The 15,354-nt window shown below is 73.3% G+C and carries 13 protein-coding genes; 9 read left to right on the top strand and 4 right to left on the bottom strand.

The genetic code is table 11. The annotated features are described in order from the left end of the window. The first annotated feature begins 79 nt into the window (after positions 1–79). Genes moaC through QCD66_RS36500 form a run of 4 tightly spaced genes read left to right on the top strand, consistent with a single transcriptional unit; the run spans position 80 to position 2,758 of the window. Positions 80–571 (top strand): cyclic pyranopterin monophosphate synthase MoaC, encoded by a 492-nt coding sequence (gene moaC, locus QCD66_RS36515; RefSeq protein WP_364213283.1) that lies wholly within the window; start codon positions 80–82, stop codon positions 569–571. Next, on the top strand, positions 568–1,047 hold the full coding sequence (locus tag QCD66_RS36510) for a molybdenum cofactor biosynthesis protein B (protein ID WP_375732610.1): 480 nt from the start codon (positions 568–570) through the stop codon (positions 1,045–1,047). The genes moaC and QCD66_RS36510 overlap by 4 nt, the downstream gene beginning before the upstream one ends. 41 nt (positions 1,048–1,088) lie before the next feature. After that, the gene (locus tag QCD66_RS36505) at positions 1,089–2,333 is read left to right on the top strand and encodes a molybdopterin molybdotransferase MoeA (RefSeq protein ID WP_375732611.1); all 1,245 of its coding nucleotides are present in this window, start codon (positions 1,089–1,091) and stop codon (positions 2,331–2,333) included. Beyond that, positions 2,330–2,758 (top strand): molybdenum cofactor biosynthesis protein MoaE, encoded by a 429-nt coding sequence (locus QCD66_RS36500; RefSeq protein WP_364213289.1) that lies wholly within the window; start codon positions 2,330–2,332, stop codon positions 2,756–2,758. The genes QCD66_RS36505 and QCD66_RS36500 overlap by 4 nt, the downstream gene beginning before the upstream one ends. A gap of 10 nt (positions 2,759–2,768) precedes the next feature. Here the strand turns inward: QCD66_RS36500 and QCD66_RS36495 are convergent, their stop codons facing one another. Together QCD66_RS36495 and QCD66_RS36490 are read right to left on the bottom strand one after the other, a co-directional pair. Beyond that, the gene (locus QCD66_RS36495; protein WP_364213292.1) at positions 2,769–4,223 is read right to left on the bottom strand and encodes a glycosyltransferase 87 family protein; all 1,455 of its coding nucleotides are present in this window, start codon (positions 4,221–4,223) and stop codon (positions 2,769–2,771) included. Between the two features lie 311 nt (positions 4,224–4,534). After that, positions 4,535–5,101: a DoxX family protein gene (locus tag QCD66_RS36490; protein WP_364213295.1), complete on the bottom strand. Its 567-nt coding sequence runs from the start codon at positions 5,099–5,101 to the stop codon at positions 4,535–4,537. A gap of 72 nt (positions 5,102–5,173) precedes the next feature. Here QCD66_RS36490 and QCD66_RS36485 point away from each other — a divergent pair, with 72 nt between their 5' ends. From QCD66_RS36485 to QCD66_RS36465, 5 genes are read left to right on the top strand one after another with little or no spacing between them, the layout of a single operon-like run. Continuing rightward, positions 5,174–6,508 carry an SWIM zinc finger family protein gene (locus QCD66_RS36485; RefSeq protein WP_375732613.1) on the top strand — a complete coding sequence of 445 codons (1,335 nt, stop codon included), beginning with the start codon at positions 5,174–5,176 and terminating at the stop codon, positions 6,506–6,508. Next, complete coding sequence (locus tag QCD66_RS36480; protein WP_375732614.1) at positions 6,505–8,103, top strand: DUF5691 domain-containing protein; 1,599 nt, start codon at positions 6,505–6,507, stop codon at positions 8,101–8,103. The genes QCD66_RS36485 and QCD66_RS36480 overlap by 4 nt, the downstream gene beginning before the upstream one ends. Further along, the gene (locus tag QCD66_RS36475; protein ID WP_357513951.1) at positions 8,100–9,185 is read left to right on the top strand and encodes an AAA family ATPase; all 1,086 of its coding nucleotides are present in this window, start codon (positions 8,100–8,102) and stop codon (positions 9,183–9,185) included. The genes QCD66_RS36480 and QCD66_RS36475 overlap by 4 nt, the downstream gene beginning before the upstream one ends. Next, positions 9,182–11,791 (top strand): DUF5682 family protein, encoded by a 2,610-nt coding sequence (locus QCD66_RS36470; protein ID WP_375732615.1) that lies wholly within the window; start codon positions 9,182–9,184, stop codon positions 11,789–11,791. The genes QCD66_RS36475 and QCD66_RS36470 overlap by 4 nt, the downstream gene beginning before the upstream one ends. Next, complete coding sequence (locus QCD66_RS36465; protein WP_364213307.1) at positions 11,788–12,951, top strand: VWA domain-containing protein; 1,164 nt, start codon at positions 11,788–11,790, stop codon at positions 12,949–12,951. Before QCD66_RS36470 ends, QCD66_RS36465 begins: the two co-directional genes overlap by 4 nt. Positions 12,952–13,017: 66 nt before the next feature. Here the strand turns inward: QCD66_RS36465 and QCD66_RS36460 are convergent, their stop codons facing one another. Together QCD66_RS36460 and QCD66_RS36455 are read right to left on the bottom strand one after the other, a co-directional pair. Further along, entirely contained in the window at positions 13,018–14,250 is a 1,233-nt protein-coding gene (locus tag QCD66_RS36460; RefSeq protein ID WP_364213310.1) for an ATP-binding protein, read from the bottom strand. Positions 14,251–14,372: 122 nt separating this feature from the next. Beyond that, on the bottom strand, positions 14,373–15,107 hold the full coding sequence (locus tag QCD66_RS36455; protein WP_364213312.1) for a hypothetical protein: 735 nt from the start codon (positions 15,105–15,107) through the stop codon (positions 14,373–14,375). Positions 15,108–15,354 lie beyond the last annotated feature (247 nt).

The following is a 15,354-nucleotide window of genomic DNA, read 5'->3' as shown; positions in this document are numbered from 1 at the left end:
TAGGGTACGGAGAGGCCGCGATCGCATCCGCCGTGGCATCAACGCACCCGACGATAAGAGCGCTCGATAGGCTCGTGCCGTGGCCGACTCCGCAAACCTCACCCACGTCGACCCGGCCGGTGCCGCCCGGATGGTCGACGTCTCCGCCAAGGAGCAGACCGTCCGGCGCGCCGTCGCCGCCGGGCGCCTCCAGACCACCGCGCAGGTCGTCGAACTGTTGCGCCGCGACGGGCTGCCCAAGGGCGACGCCCTCGCCGTCGCCCGGATCGGCGGCATCATGGGCGCCAAGCGCACCCCCGACCTGATCCCGCTCTGTCATCCGATCGCACTGCACGGCGTCACCGTCGACCTGCGGCTGGACGAGACGACCGTCGAGATCGTGGCGACCGCGAAGACCGCCGACCGGACCGGGGTGGAAATGGAGGCGCTGACCGCCGTCGCCACCGCCGGCCTGACCCTGATCGACATGGTCAAGGCCGTCGACCCGGCGGCGTCGGTGGAGGCGATCCGGGTCATCAGCAAAGAAGGTGGCCGCAACGGCACCTGGACCCGGCCGGCGGAGCGGCCGTGATCCGGGCCCGCGTCGTCGTCGCGAGCAACCGGGCGGCGGCCGGCGTCTACACCGACACCAGCGGCCCGCTGCTCGTCGAGGGCCTGCGTGAACTCGGCTGTGCGGTGGACGCGCCGGTCGTAGTGCCCGACGGCGAACCGGTGGCCGACGAGTTGCGCCGGGCGGTCGCCGACGGCGTCGACGTCGTGCTGACCAGCGGCGGGACGGGAATCACCCCGACCGACCAGACCCCCGACGTCACCCGCCGCCTGCTCGACTACGAGATCCCGGGAATCGCCGAGGCGATCCGGGCCCACAGCCGGGCGAAGGTGCCGACCGCCGTACTCTCCCGTGGCCTGGCCGGCGTCGTTGGCCGTACCCTCGTGGTCAACCTGCCCGGCTCGTCCGGCGGCGCGCGCGACGGCCTCGCCGTACTCGGGCCGGTTCTCGCCCACACCGTCGACCAGTTGCGCGGCGGCGACCACCCGGCCGCCTGACCTCGGCCGGCTGCGGAGCGGCCCGACGATAGGCTCACCGGGTGAGCGCACAGACCGTACCCGGCCCACCCGCGGCGCCGGTCAGTTGGCCGGTGGCGAGGTCGCTGGTCCACGCGGCCGGCCGCGTCGCCGCGCCGGAACCGGTGGACGTGCCGCTGGCCGGCGCCGACGGACTCACCCTCGCCGAGCCGCTGACGACACTGACCGACCTGCCCGCCTTTCCGACCTCCAGCATCGACGGGTGGGCGGTACGCGGCGACGGGCCGTGGCGGGTCGTCGGCCGGGTGCTCGCCGGCAGCACACCTCCACCGTTGACCGACGCCGGCACCACCGTCGAGATCGCCACCGGGGCGATGGTCCCCACCGGCGCCGACGCACTGCTGCGCGTCGAGGAGTCGGCTCGCGACGCCGACGGCCAGGTCACCGGTACGCCGCGCGTCCAGCCGGAGTGGCGGCTGCCGGGCGAGGAGGCCACGGCCGGCGAACGGTTGCTGCCGGCCGGCACCCCGGTGACCCCGGCGGTCGCCGGCCTCGCCGCCTCGTGCGGTCACGACACGCTGCGGGTACGGCCCGCGCCGCGCGCCGCGCTGCTCGTCTTCGGTGACGAGCTGCTCACCGCCGGCCCGCCCGGCGCCGGCCGGGTACGTGACGCACTCGGCCCCTCCGTGCCCGCCTGGCTGCGGCGGTACGGCTGCGTCGTCGACCCGGCCCGGGTCGTCGCCCCGGTCGCCGACACGCTGCCCGACCACGTGGCCGCGATCCGGCAGGCGCTCGCCGACGCCGACCTGGTCTGCACCACCGGCGGCACGATGCACGGGCCGGTCGACCACCTCCACCCCGCGCTGGCCGAACTCGGCGCGGAGTACGTCGTCAACACCGTCGCCGTACGGCCGGGGTTTCCGATGCTGGTGGCCCGGGTCGCCGGGCCGGACGGGCGCAGCCGGTTCGTCGCCGGCCTGCCCGGCAACCCGCAGTCGGCCGTCGTCGCCCTGGTCTCCCTGGTCGCCCCGCTGCTCGCCGGTCTCACCGGGCGGCCGGAACCCGAGCTGCCGGCGGTCGTCCTCGGTGACGAGGTGCCCGGGCGGGGGAACTACACGCACCTGGCGCTGGTCCGGGTGGATCCGCGTCGCGGCACCGCGCACCCGGTCCGCCACGTCGGGTCCGCCATGCTGCGCGGGCTGGCCCGGGCCGACGGCTTCGCCGTCATCGAACCGGGCACGCGCGGTCGGCCGGGCGACCGGGTGCCGTTCGTGCCGCTGCCGTTGCCGGCCGGGGAACACCCGTGACCACCACGCCGACACTGCTCGTCGAGGTCACCACCGCCGTGCTCGACGTGTCGGCCCACGAGCGGGCGGTGTCCGACCGGGCGGCCGGTGCGGTGGTGTCCTTCCAGGGTGTCGTACGCGACCACGACCACGGGCGGGCCGTCACGCTGCTGGAGTACGAGGGGCATCCGACCGCCGAGGCGGTGCTGGCCGAGGTGGCGCGGGAGATCGCCGCCGACCCGGACGTCTACGCGGTGGCCGTGTCGCACCGGATCGGACCGCTGGCCGTCGGTGACGTGGCCCTCGTCGCCGCGGTCAGCACGGCGCACCGGGCGGCCGCCTTCGCCGCCTGTGCCCGGCTGGTCGACGAGGTCAAGGCCCGACTGCCGGTGTGGAAACGGCAGGTCTTCGCCGACGGCACCGACGAGTGGGTCAACTGCGCCTGAGCCCCGGCGGTCAGTTCGGCCTGGTGCCCAGGGGTCGGCGCTGCAGCCGCAGCATCGAGTCGGTGTAGAACGCGGGTTCCGCGCCGGGCCGCCACGGCAGGGCCGCGACCAGCAGGATCAACGCCAGCGCGAGCGAGTTCTCCATCAGTGCGCCGAAGAGGCCGTTCTGGTAGTGCGACTCCTGCGGCAACCGGTGCTCGTACGCCCAGATCGGGGCGATCAGCATCAGCAGGTAGAGGGCGACCGCGGCGCCGCCATGGCGCAGGCCGGTCAGCGTCGGGAACCAGATCGGCGTACGCAGGCCGGGCGCGTTGCCCGCGAACAGCGGGTTGGGCAGCGGGCTGCCGGTGCGTCCCGGCCCCCGGCTCGCGGCCCGGCGGCGCAGCGCGGCGTCGGCGAGGACGATGATCGCCGGGATGACGAAGACCAGGTGGTGCGTCCACGAGATCGGGCTGATCACGTTGGCGGTGAGGCCGACCAGCGCGAAGGCGGCCAACTCGTCGCCGTCGGCGTGCGCCGAGGACGCCCGGGAGAGTCCGATGGCGAGCACGACCAGGGAGAACGCCAGCCACAGCAGGGTCGGCGTCTCGACCGAGTCGTAGAGCCGGGCGAGCAGGCCGGCGAGCGACTGGTTCGGCGTCATGTCGGCCTTGCCGATCCGGTCGGTCTGCCACAGCACGCCGGTGAAGTAGGCGGCCGACTCGTGGCCGGCGAGGACGAAGCCGGCCGTCGTGACCCCGACGGCGGTGCCGATCGCGGTCATCGCCGCCCGCCACTGGCGGGTGACGATCAGGTAGACGATGAACAGGGCCGGAGTGAGCTTGATGGCGCTGGCCAGCCCGATCCCGACACCGGCCCACGCGCCGCTGTGCCACAGCCGGCGCAGGAATCCACCGGCCACCGGTGGCCGCAGCCCGGCCTGGGCGCGGCGTCGCAACGCGACGAGATCCGCCATGATCAGCCCGAACAGCAGCAGGTTGACCTGCCCGTAGCCGAACGTCTCCCGTACGGGCTCGATGGCGACCGCCAGCGGCACCGCGAGGGCGACGGCGAACCAGCGCGACCAGCCGTGCCGGTCGGCGATCGGCACGATCAGCGCGACGAGTACGAGCGTGAGGGCGGCGAGGCTGGCGATCAGGTTGATCCAGCCGGCGGCCGCCACGGACAGGCCCGCCATCGGCAGCATGGCGAGTCCGGCGAACGGCGGGTACGTGAACCCGAGTGTGGTTTCGGGTGCCGTGAAGTCGTACAGCTCGTTTCCGCCTGCCCACCACACCACAGCGCCGTGGTAGATCTTCATGTCGAAGAAGATGTACGGCCGTCCGAAGGCTTCGACGGCGAGCCAGGCGGCATAGACGACGCCGGCGATGATGCCGATGCGAATTACTGTCCGACGATCGAGTCCACGTGCGAGGCGGTTAGCTGGTGCAGGGCGGCTGGTCCGTCTCTCGACGGTCGCCGGCATGGCGTGGCCACCCCCGTACCGTTGTCGTGCTTCGCGTTCAGGTCCACCACGGAGCCTAGATCGGCGAGGCACCGCACTACCTCCTGCGTTATGGGACCGTGTCCGATCCCACACTGGTTCGCGACATTTCGTCCTTGTTAACGCAAGGAGTCTATTTCAGGTGATTCACAGCTTGTTCATACTATTGACAGACTCTAGCCGGGTGTACGAGGCGAGATTGGTCCTTATTGCTCAGTTTGAGTAGGGTACTGGCCGGCCTGATCACGCCGACGCCCGGCCCCGGCCGGACCTGATCACGTGGCTACCCGCCCTCAACCGGGCAGGTGGCGGCCGATCGACGCCGAACGCACCGCGATCCGGGCGTCCCGCCGGGCACTACGTACCGCCCGGCCGACCGACCTGCGGCCACGGTCCACCGACCGCAGCCCGTCGTCGACGGCCCGCCGCGCCCGCCACCCGACACCGGGACGGCCCTGCGTGTCGACCGCCGCCAGCAGCAGACCGCCGAACAGGCCGATGTTCTTGAGAAAGTGGGTCTGCTGGTTACGGCGGTCGGCCGGATCGTCGACACTCCAGAATGGATGCCCGGCGATCGTGGTCGGCACCAGCGACGCGGCCAGCACCGCCGCCGCCGGCCGGGTGCACCGGCCGGTGGCCAGCAGCAGCCCGCCGGCGAGCTGTGCCACGGCATTGACCCGGACCAGGGTGCGCGGATCGGTGGGCAGCCGGGGATCGACCCGTTCGATCAGCGGCGTGACCCGGTCGGTGACCGGCTTCGCCTTCGCGACGAGCGGCTCGGGCTTGGCCAGGTTGCGGATGCCACTCACGACGAAGATCCCACTGAGCAGGGCGCGGGCCGCGGAACGCACGGGAGTCATGACACCTTCATACCCTGGTGGGTGGTTGGCTACCCACCGAACTGTCGCATGACCCCGCTACAGTCCCGAGCCATGTCCGAGGTGGTAACCGACAGCCGGTGGAGCACCGAGCAGGTGCTCGCGCTCGCGCCGGACGCGTCGTCGCAGAAGGCCGGCCGGGGCCTGGCCACGCTCCAGAAGTGGCACGACATCGGCCACGACGGGGGCGGTGAGCAGCCCGGCGGCGTCTGGGGCCTGTGCAAGGGCAGCGGGTCCAAGCCCTACCAGACCTGCGTCGACCTGGCCGAGCCCGCCTACCGGTGCTCCTGCCCCAGCCGCAAGTTCCCGTGCAAGCACGCCCTCGCCCTGCTGCTGCTCTGGGCCGACGGCAAGCTCGCCGCGGGCGAGCCGCCGGAGTGGGTGCGGGAGTGGCGCGACTCCCGGGCCGCCCGCGTCGAACGCGCCAAGACCCGCCAGGCGAACGCCGGCCCCGCCGACCCGGCCGCCGCCGCCCGAACCGCCAAACGCCGCGCCGACCGGGTCACCGCCGGTCTCGACGAGCTGGACACCTGGCTCGCCGACCAGGTCCGGGCCGGCCTCGCCGGCGCCGGCCAGCACGGCTACAAACACTGGGACTCGATGGCCGCCCGGCTCGTCGACGCCCAGGCCTCCACCGCCGCGTCGACGGTCAAGCGGCTCGCCGGGTTCGCCGTCGGGCAGCCCGCCGACGCCCTGCTGACCGAGCTGGCTCTCCTGCGCATGCTGGTGGCCGGGCACCGCCGGCTCGACGACCTGCCACCCGGGCTGGCCGCGACCGTACGCCAGCACGTCGGCTACCCGACCAGCACCGAAGAGGTGCTCGCCACCCCGGCCACCCGCGACAAATGGTTGGTCCTCGGCCGGCAGGACGAGGCGGCCGACAAGCTGACCGTACGCCGGGTGTGGCTGCGCGGCCGGCAGACCGCCCGGCCGGCTCTGGTGCTCGCCTTCGCCGCGCCCGGCCAGGCGTTGAACGCCGACCTGGTGCCCGGCACCGTCATCGACGCCGACGTCTGCTTCTATCCCGGCGGCGCGCCGCTGCGGGCGCTCGTCTCCCAGCAGCACGGGGTCACCGCCGGGTCGGGCACGGGCGACGTGTCCGGCTCGACCGTCGCGGCCGCCCTCGACGACCACGCCGCCGCGCTGGCCGCCGACCCGTGGCTCGACCGCTGGCCGGTGCTGCTCGACGACGTCGTGGTCGCCGTCGCCGACGGGCGTTGGCACGTGATCGACGCCGCTGGCGACGCCCTCCCGCTCCAGTCCTCGGTCGAACCGTGGGTGCTGGTCGCCGTGGCCGGTGGCCGCCCGGTGCGGGTGGCGGCGGTGTGGACGCCGACCGGACTGCAACTGATGACCGCCTGGCTGGACGGAAAGATGGTGGCGCTGTGACCACGGCAACCCCCGCCTGGACCGAGGTGATGTCGACCGCCCTGGTCGGCACCGACCGGACCGGTCCACCCACCTGGGTCCCGCCCACCGCCCCCGACCCCGCTTCCGGGCTGCTCGAGGTGGCCGCCCTGCTCGCGGTTTCGCGCCGCGCCGGGCGGACACCGGAGCGCGAGGTCGCCCGCCCCGAACCCGCGGCCGACGAGGCCCGGCCGACGGTCGGCAAGGCCGCCGGCAACCGCCTGACGAGACTGCTCGACGGCAACGTGTTCGACGCCGACATCCGTGGCGAGTTGATCCGCGAATGGCTCGGCCTGGCCGCCGGGCGCGGGCTGGTCGCCCCGCCGCAGTCGCTGCCGGCGCTGCTCGACGCCGGGCGGGCCAGCCGCGAACTCCGCTCGCTGGTCGCCGTGGTCGGCGGCAACCGGGCCCGCTGGCTCGCGGAGCAGCGTCCGAGCTGGGGCTACCTGCTGGAGGAGGCCGACGACCCGGACGAGGTCGACCTCACCGAGGAGTTCGACCATCCGTACGAGGAGACGGCCGCCCCGCCGTCCGCCGCTGCCGTCGCCTGGGACGAGACCCGCTGGCAGGAGGGCAACGCCGGCACCCGGGCCGCCCTGCTCGCCCGGGCCAGGCGCGGCGACCCGGATACGGCCCGTGAACACCTGATCGCGGCCTGGTCCAAGGAACCCGCCGCGAACCGGGAACGGTTCATCGCCACGCTCGCCGTCCGGCTCGGGCCGGGCGACGAGGAGTTCCTGGAGAAGGCCCTCGACGACCGGGCCAAGGCGGTCCGGCAACAGGCCGTCCGGCTGCTCGCCCGGCTGTCCGGTTCGGCATACCAGGAACGGATGGCACAGCGGGCCCGGGCCGCTGTACGCCTCGACGACTCGGGCGGGTTGATCATCGAGCCGCCGGCCGAGGTCGATCCCGCGATGGTCCGTGACGGTCTGTCGGCCGATCCCGGGAACGGCGCCGGGTACGGCAAGCGGGCCTGGTGGCTGGAAGCGCTCGTCGCCGCCACCCCGCTGTCGACCTGGCGGGACTACGCACCGGACCCGGCGACCTTCCTCCTGAGCCGGCCGGACGCCGACGGCTGGGCGGAGAACCTGATGCGCGGCCTGGCCCGGGCGGCGGCCCGCGAACGCGACGTCGAGTGGGCCCGGCAGTTGCTCGCCGCGCCGTCGGCGAAGGCGCTGCTCCGGCCCAGCTACGGCGTCCGCCCGGCGGAGGGACTCTACGAACTGCTGCCGCCGGCCGAGTTGAGTGAGCACGCCCGCGATCTGCTCACCGACGACAACGCCAGCCAGCAGGTCTACCAGTTGCTCATGATGTGCCCCGCGCCGTGGCCGGCCGACCTGGGCACGGCCGTACTCGACCGGGTCGTCGTGCTGATCACCCGCCAGCGGCAGGGCTACCGGGCGGATGCGCTTTGCCAGTTGGCCACCAGGAAACTGTCGCCGTCCGCCGCCGCCGAGGTCGCCGCCCGGGCCGCGGCACTGCGTAACGACGAGACCCAATACACCTACGAGCGGGCCATCGAGCGGCTCGCCGAAGTCCTGTACTTCCGCCAGAAAATGATCGAGGAGCTTGCGTGACCACGTCCACCCTGCCCCCAGCCGTGTTGCGCCAGCACGCGGAGCAGCAGTTCGCCGACGAGTTGGCCATCCTCGCCAAGTCCGACGACCGGCCCCGCCCCCGGGGCTGGCAGCTCTCCCCGCAGGCCGTGGTGACCTACCTGCTCGGTGACGGCGACGAGATCACCCCGAAATACGTCGGCCCGCGCCGCCTGATGGAAGTGGCGGTCGCCACCCTGGCCACCGACCGGGCGCTGCTGCTGCTCGGCGTGCCCGGCACCGCGAAGACGTGGGTCTCCGAGCACCTCGCCGCCGCGATCAGCGGCGACTCCACCCTGCTCGTCCAGGGCACCGCCGGCACCGCCGAGGAGGCGATCCGGTACGGCTGGAACTACGCCCGGCTGCTGGCCGAGGGACCGTCGCGGGCCGCCCTGGTGCCGAGCCCGGTCATGCGGGCGATGGCCGACGGCCGGATCGCCCGGGTCGAGGAACTGACCCGGGTGCCGTCGGACGTGCAGGACACCCTGATCACGATCCTGTCCGAGAAGACGCTGCCGATCCCCGAGTTGAGCGACGAGGTGCAGGCCACCAAGGGCTTCAACATCATCGCCACCGCCAACGACCGCGACCGGGGCGTCAACGAGCTCTCCTCGGCGCTGCGCCGCCGCTTCAACACCGTCGTCCTGCCCGTGCCGGCCACCGCCGACGAGGAGGTCGAGATCGTCACCCGCCGGGTCGCCTCGCTCGGCCGGTCGCTGGAACTGCCCGAGATGCCGGCCGCCGTCGACGAGATCCGGCGGGTCGTCACGATCTTCCGCGAGCTGCGCGGCGGCCTCACCGAGGACGGCCGCACCAAGCTCAAGTCGCCCAGCGGCACGTTGTCGACCGCCGAGGCGATCTCCGTGGTCACCAACGGCATGGTGCTCGCCACGCACTTCGGCGACGGCGAACTGCGCGCCGACGACGTGGCCGCCGGCATCCACGGAGCGGTGGTCAAGGACCCCGCCGCCGACCCGGCCATCTGGCTGGAATACCTGGAGACCGTCGTACGCGAGCGCGACGGCTGGCGGGACTTCTACCGCGCTGCCCGGGACGCCGGGTGACCGGCTCCCCGATCCTGCTCGGTGTCCGGCACCACGGCCCGGGTTCGGCGCGAGCGGTGCGCCGGGCGCTGGACGCCTACCAGCCCGACATCGTCCTCATCGAGGGTCCGCCCGAGGCGGACGCCCTGGTGGCGCTCGCCGGCCAGGACCAGATGCGGCCACCGGTGGCGCTGCTGGCCTATCCGACCGAGCTGACCTCCCGCGCACGTACGGCGAAGACCGCCGCCACCACCACCACCGGCGGACCGGTCACCGCCGTGGCAACCGTGGCCGGACCGGCCGCCGGAGCCCCGGACGGCTCCGGCGCACCCGACGGTTCCGGCCAACCGGGGTCGGGCGGGCCGGCCGACGACGCCGACCCGTCCGACCCCGACGCCCGGCCGGGTGGCGAACCCGCGTCCCGGGCGGCCTTCTGGCCCTTCGCGGAGTTCTCGCCGGAGTGGCAGGCCCTGCGCTGGGCGGTCGGTCGCGGCGTGCCGGTCCGGTTCTGCGACCAGCCGGCCGCCCAGCAGTTCGCGACCGTCGGCGGCGACCTCGGCGCGGAACGCGACGAGCGGCGCAACCCGATCGTCGAACTGGCCGAGGCCGCCGGCTACCCGCGCCCGGAAGACTGGTGGGAGGACGTCGTCGAGCAGCGCCTCGACGTGTCCTTCGCCGGTGACGACGAGTTGAGCCGGGCGCTGGCACCGTTCGAGGCGATCGCCGAGGCGATGGCCGAGGTACGGGCGGCCGCGAATCCGCGGACCGGATCGCACGCGGCCGAGGAGGAGCGGCGCGAGGCGCACATGCGTACCGCGCTGCGGGCCGCCTGCCGCGAGTTCGAGCGGGTCGCCGTCGTCTGCGGTGCGTGGCACGTGCCGGCCCTGACCGCGCCGCTGCCGCCGGCCGCGCAGGACGCCCGGATCCTGCGGGGCATACCCAAGGCGAAGGTCAGCCTGACCTGGGTGCCGTGGACCCACGGCCGGCTCGCCTCCTGGCGCGGCTACGGCGCCGGCGTCACCTCACCGGGGTGGTACCACCACCTCTTCACCACCGAGGACCACCCGGTCGCCCGGTGGTTCGTGCAGGTCGCCGCCGTCCTGCGCGACGAGGGGCTTCCGGTCTCCAGCGCCCACGTGATCGAGGGCGTCCGGATGGCCGAGACGCTCGCCGTCGTCCGGGGCCGGCCGATGCCCGGCCTGCCCGAGATCACCGAGTCGGTGCGGGCCGTCCTGTGCGACGGCGACGACCTGCGGGTCGAGCTGGTCGACCGGCGGTTGGTGGTCGGTGACCGGCTCGGCGCGGTGCCCGACGAAACCCCGGCCGTACCGCTGCTGCGGGACGTGGCCGCCACCCAGAAGCGGTTGCGGTTGCCGGCCGAGGCGCTGGCCCGCGACCTCGATCTCGACCTGCGCAAGGACATCGACCGGGAACGCAGCCGGCTGCTGCACCGGCTGCGGCTGCTGGGAGTCGACTGGGGACGGCCGGCGCCGGCCCGGCGCGGCAGCGGCACGTTCTGGGAATCGTGGCATCTCGGCTGGGAACCCGGTTTCGCCGTCGACCTCATCGAGGCCAGCGCATACGGGCTCACCGTGGCCGAGGCCGCCGGTGCCCGGGTCCGGGAGAAGGCGGCCCGGTCGACGAGTCTCGGCGAGGTGACCGCGCTGGTCGAGCAGTGCCTGCTCGCCGACCTGCCGGCGGCGCTGGACGACGTGCTGGTGGCACTCGACGCGCGGGTCGCCCTCGACACCGACGTCGCGCACCTGCTCGCCGCGCTTCCGCCGCTGGCCCGTACGGTTCGTTACGGCGACGTACGCGGCACCGACCTCGGGGCGCTGCGGTCGGTGACCGGTGGCCTGGTCGTCCGCGCCTGCGTCAACCTGCCCGGCGCGCTCGCCGGACTGGACGACGCGGCGGCCCGCGAGATGCGCAAGCACGTCGACCTGGCGCACACCGCCATCGGGCTGCTCGCCGAAGCGGCCCAACCCGGCCCGCCGGCCACATCGGACGGTCCGGTTCAGGCCACATCGGACGGACCGGTCGAGGCCACAGCGGACGGCGCGGCCGGTCCGGCCACATCGGACGGCGGACGTTCCGGCGGGGCGGTCGACGGCGGCGACCTGCGCGAGCGGTGGCTCGGCGCCCTCGACCGGGCCGCCAACCGCGACGACCTGCCCGGACTGCTCACCGGTCGACTGACCCGGCTGCTGTTCGACGCCGGCCGGCTCGACGCCGACGAGGTCGGCCACCGGATGGCGCTCAACCTGACCGTGGGCGTGCCACCGGCCACCGCCGCGGCCTGGGTCGAGGGTTTCCTGGCCGGCGGCGGGCTGCTGCTCGTCCACGACCCGCGCCTGCTGGCGCTGGTCGACGGCTGGCTGACGGCGATCCCGGCGGACGTGTTCGTCGAGATCCTGCCGTTGCTGCGACGTACGTTCAGCCAGTTCGAGGCGCCGGAGCGCCGGTCGATCGGGGAGCGGGCCCGGGCGTTGGAGAGCGGCACGCCGGTCGTCGCACCGCAGGCCGAGGCCGACCTCGACCCGGCCCGGGTCGCCCTGGTCGTGCCGACCGTGTCCGCCCTGCTGGGCTGGGCGCCCGTTCCCGATCAGGAGGCGACCGTCCGATGAGTACCGAAGCCCAACAGGAGCGGATGCGTCGGTGGCGGTTGGTGCTCGGCGGTGATTCCGACGCGACCGGGCAGAAGCTGAGGGGTGACGACGTGGGCATCGACGCCGCTCTCGCCGCGCTCTACGGCGGTGCCGGCGCCGGTGGTTCGGGTTCCCGCAAGGGTGGCCTCGGCGGCTCGGCGCCGAATGTGGCCCGCTGGCTGGGCGACATCCGCACCTACTTCCCGTCGACCGTCGTACAGGTGATGCAGGCCGACGCGGTCGATCGGCTCAACCTGACCCGCCTGCTGCTCGAGCCGGAAATGCTCGAAGCGGTGGAGCCGGACATCAACCTGGTCGGCACGCTGCTGTCGCTCAACCGGGTCATGCCGGAGTCGACCAAGGAGACCGCCCGCCAGGTGGTCGCGAAGGTCGTCGCCGACCTGGAACGACGGATCGCGCAGCAGACCCGGGCCGCGGTGACCGGTGCGCTCAACCGGGCCACCCGGATCAACCGCCCCAAGCACCGGGACATCGACTGGGACCGGACGATCCGCGCCAACCTCGCCCACTACCAGCCCGAATACCGCACCGTCATCCCACAGCGGTTGATCGGCTACGGCCGGCGGTCGACCGCGGTGCACCGTGATGTGGTGCTCTGCATCGACCAGTCCGGGTCGATGGCGGCGTCGGTGGTCTACTCGAGCGTGTTCGCCGCGGTGCTCGCGTCGATGCGCGCGTTGCGTACGTCGATGGTCGTCTTCGACACCGCCGTCGTCGACCTGACCGACAAGCTCGCCGACCCGGTCGAGGTACTTTTCGGCACCCAGCTCGGTGGCGGAACCGACATCAACCGGGCGATCGCCTACTCCCAGGGCCTGATCAGCCGGCCCAAGGACAGCATCTTCGTGCTGATCAGCGACCTCTACGAGGGCGGCGTACGCGACGAGATGCTGCGCCGGGTGGCGGCGATGACGGCCGCCGGGGTGCAGGTGATCGTGTTGCTGGCGCTGTCGGACGAGGGGGCACCGGCGTACGACCACCAGAACGCCGCCGCGCTGGCCGCGATGGGGGTGCCGGCGTTCGCCTGCACGCCGGACGCGTTCCCGGAGCTGATGGCCGCGGCGATCGAACGGCGCGACCTGCGCAGCGTCATCGAACGGTTGCAGCCTCCCGGCTGACCGTCCCGTTCGGACCTGGCCGCCGGCTCCGCATACCGCGGGGCCGGCGGGCCGGGAGTCCCGGCGCTAGCCCGGCTGCGTACGCAGGTAGCGGCCGAAGTGCGGGACGGTGAAGGCGACCGTGCCCCGTTCCCCGGAGTAGATCAGCCCCTTCTTGATCAGGGCGTCCCGGGCCGGGGAGAGGCTGGCCGGCTTGCGGCCCAGCGAGCGGGCCACGTCGGCGGTCGGCACGGCGGCGTCCAGGTCGTCGCTCTGGGCATCCTCCACCCGCGCCAGCGCGGCCATCGCCCGCATGTAGTCGCGTTCGGCCGGGGTGGCCCGTTCGAACCGGGAGCCGAAGAAGCCGACGGCCAGTTCCGCCTCTGCCTCGGGCGCCGCCACCCGTACGTCGGCGGCCGTGATCGGCGATCGGGGGGCGTGGTCCCAGGTCGCCTTCCCGTACGCCTGCACGAAGTACGGGTATCCGCCGGACTTCTCGTAGAGCAGGTCCAGTGCCTTCGGCTCGTACGCGACGTCTTCCCGCTCGGCCGGCGCGCACAGCGCCCGGTCGGCGGCGATCCGGTCCAGCCGGTCGATCCGCTGGTAGCGGAAGAGGCGTTCGGAGTACGACTTCGCGGCCGACAGCACCGCCGGCAGGTGTGGCAGGCCGGCCCCCACCACGATCAGCGGCGCGCCGAGTTGGGAGAGTTCGTGGCAGGCGGCGCAGAGCGCCGACACGTCGGCGGCGCCGAGGTCCTGCATCTCGTCGATGAACAGCGCGACGCCGGTGCCGACGTCGGTGGCGACGCTGGCCGCGTCGGTGAAGAGTTCGACCAGGTCGATCTCGATGTCGCCGGAGTCGGCCCGCCCGGTGGCGGCCGGCACGTCGATCCCGGGTTGCCAGCGGTCCCGTAGCCGGGGTGCGCTGCTCCGGCCACCGGCCGGTGGGTTGGCCCGCAGCGCGAACGCCTTCAGCACGCCGAGGAACTCGTCGATCCGGTCCGGGGCGCGGTGGTGCGGGGCGAGTTCGCGGATCGCCATGTGCAGGGCGGCGGCGACCGGCCGGCGCAGCGACTGGTCCGGCCGGGCCTCGATCTTGCCGGTGCCCCAGAGCCGGCCGATCGCCTGCGAGCGCAGGGTGTTGAGCAGCACGGTCTTGCCGACGCCGCGCAGGCCGGTCAGGACGAGGCTGCGTTCGGGGCGGCTCCGGGCGACGCGTTCGAGCACCACGTCGAACACTTCGAGTTCACGGCCGCGGCCGGCGAGTTCGGGTGGGCGCTGGCCGGCGCCCGGCGCGTACGGGTTTCGGACCGGGTCCATGCATCGCACGGTATCGGCATGTCTAGCGCGAACCCTAGATGTGCGTAGATCGGGGTATCGGCGTGTCGAGCAAAAGATAGGGCCGTCTAGCGTCAACGCTAGACGGCCCTATCTTTGGTAATTCAGCGCTTCTTGAGGCAGAGCACGTAGTCGGCCGCGTCGATCGGGTTGTCGTGGGTGTAGTTGGCGTCCGAGTCGGGGTCGCCGAAGATCGGGTCGGTCTGGCACTTCTCGCCGTCGGTCGTGAACGGGATCCGGGACAGCACCTCGTACGTGTTCGGGCCGCACGGCACCTTGCGCAGTTCGGCGTCCTCGGCGGTCCCGTCGTTCACCACGCAGTCGCCCTTGGCGAATGTGCCGCTGTCGCTCGACCGCGACGGCGAGGCCGACGGCGACGGCGAGGCGCTCGACGACGGCTCGCCGGTCGGGTCGACCGGTGCGGACACGGTCGGCGTCGGCCGTGCGTTCGGGTCCGGGTCGTCGTCGGAGTTCAGCAGCCACCAGACGCCGACCCCGCACAGCGCGAGCATCAGGAGCACGACCAGGCCGATGATCAGGGCGATCTTGCCGCCACCGCCCCGCCTCGGCGGGGGCGGCGTCGGCTGGTATCCGACCGGGCCGGGCTGACCCCACTGGGCGGTCGGCGGCGGTGGCGGATACCCGCCGCTGACCGGCTGGCCGTACGGGTCCGCGGGCTGGCCGTACGGGTCACTCGGCGGCGGGGGGTAGGACGAGGGCGGCGGAGGGTACCCACCCGGACCGCTGGTGGGCGGTGGCGGCGGGTAGCTCCCGTACGGCGGCTGCTGGTTGTACGGGTCATCTGGCTGGCCCGGGCCGGGTGGACCGTAGCTCGACATGATCTCCCCAAGATCGAAGGGCGCTCCGCAACCGGTGATTCCCCAGGCTGCCTACGCACCGTAGCCTGCGCGCCCCCGGCTACCCACCCGTGGTGATCAGTCCACGGTGGGTCGCCCGGTGCATGAGTTCGTTTCTACGCCATTGGTGCAAGCCCGACGTCCTAACAATACGGATCAATCGGGCATCAGGATCTGTGGCCGGCGGGTCGGAGGCTCTGCCGGCCTCCGACCGCTCGATCACGGATAG

It is taken from the genome of Polymorphospora sp. A560 (genome assembly GCF_045781765.1).
Lineage (GTDB): Bacteria > Actinomycetota > Actinomycetes > Mycobacteriales > Micromonosporaceae > Polymorphospora > Polymorphospora lycopeni.
This window is presented reverse-complemented; position numbering and strand designations above follow the sequence as displayed.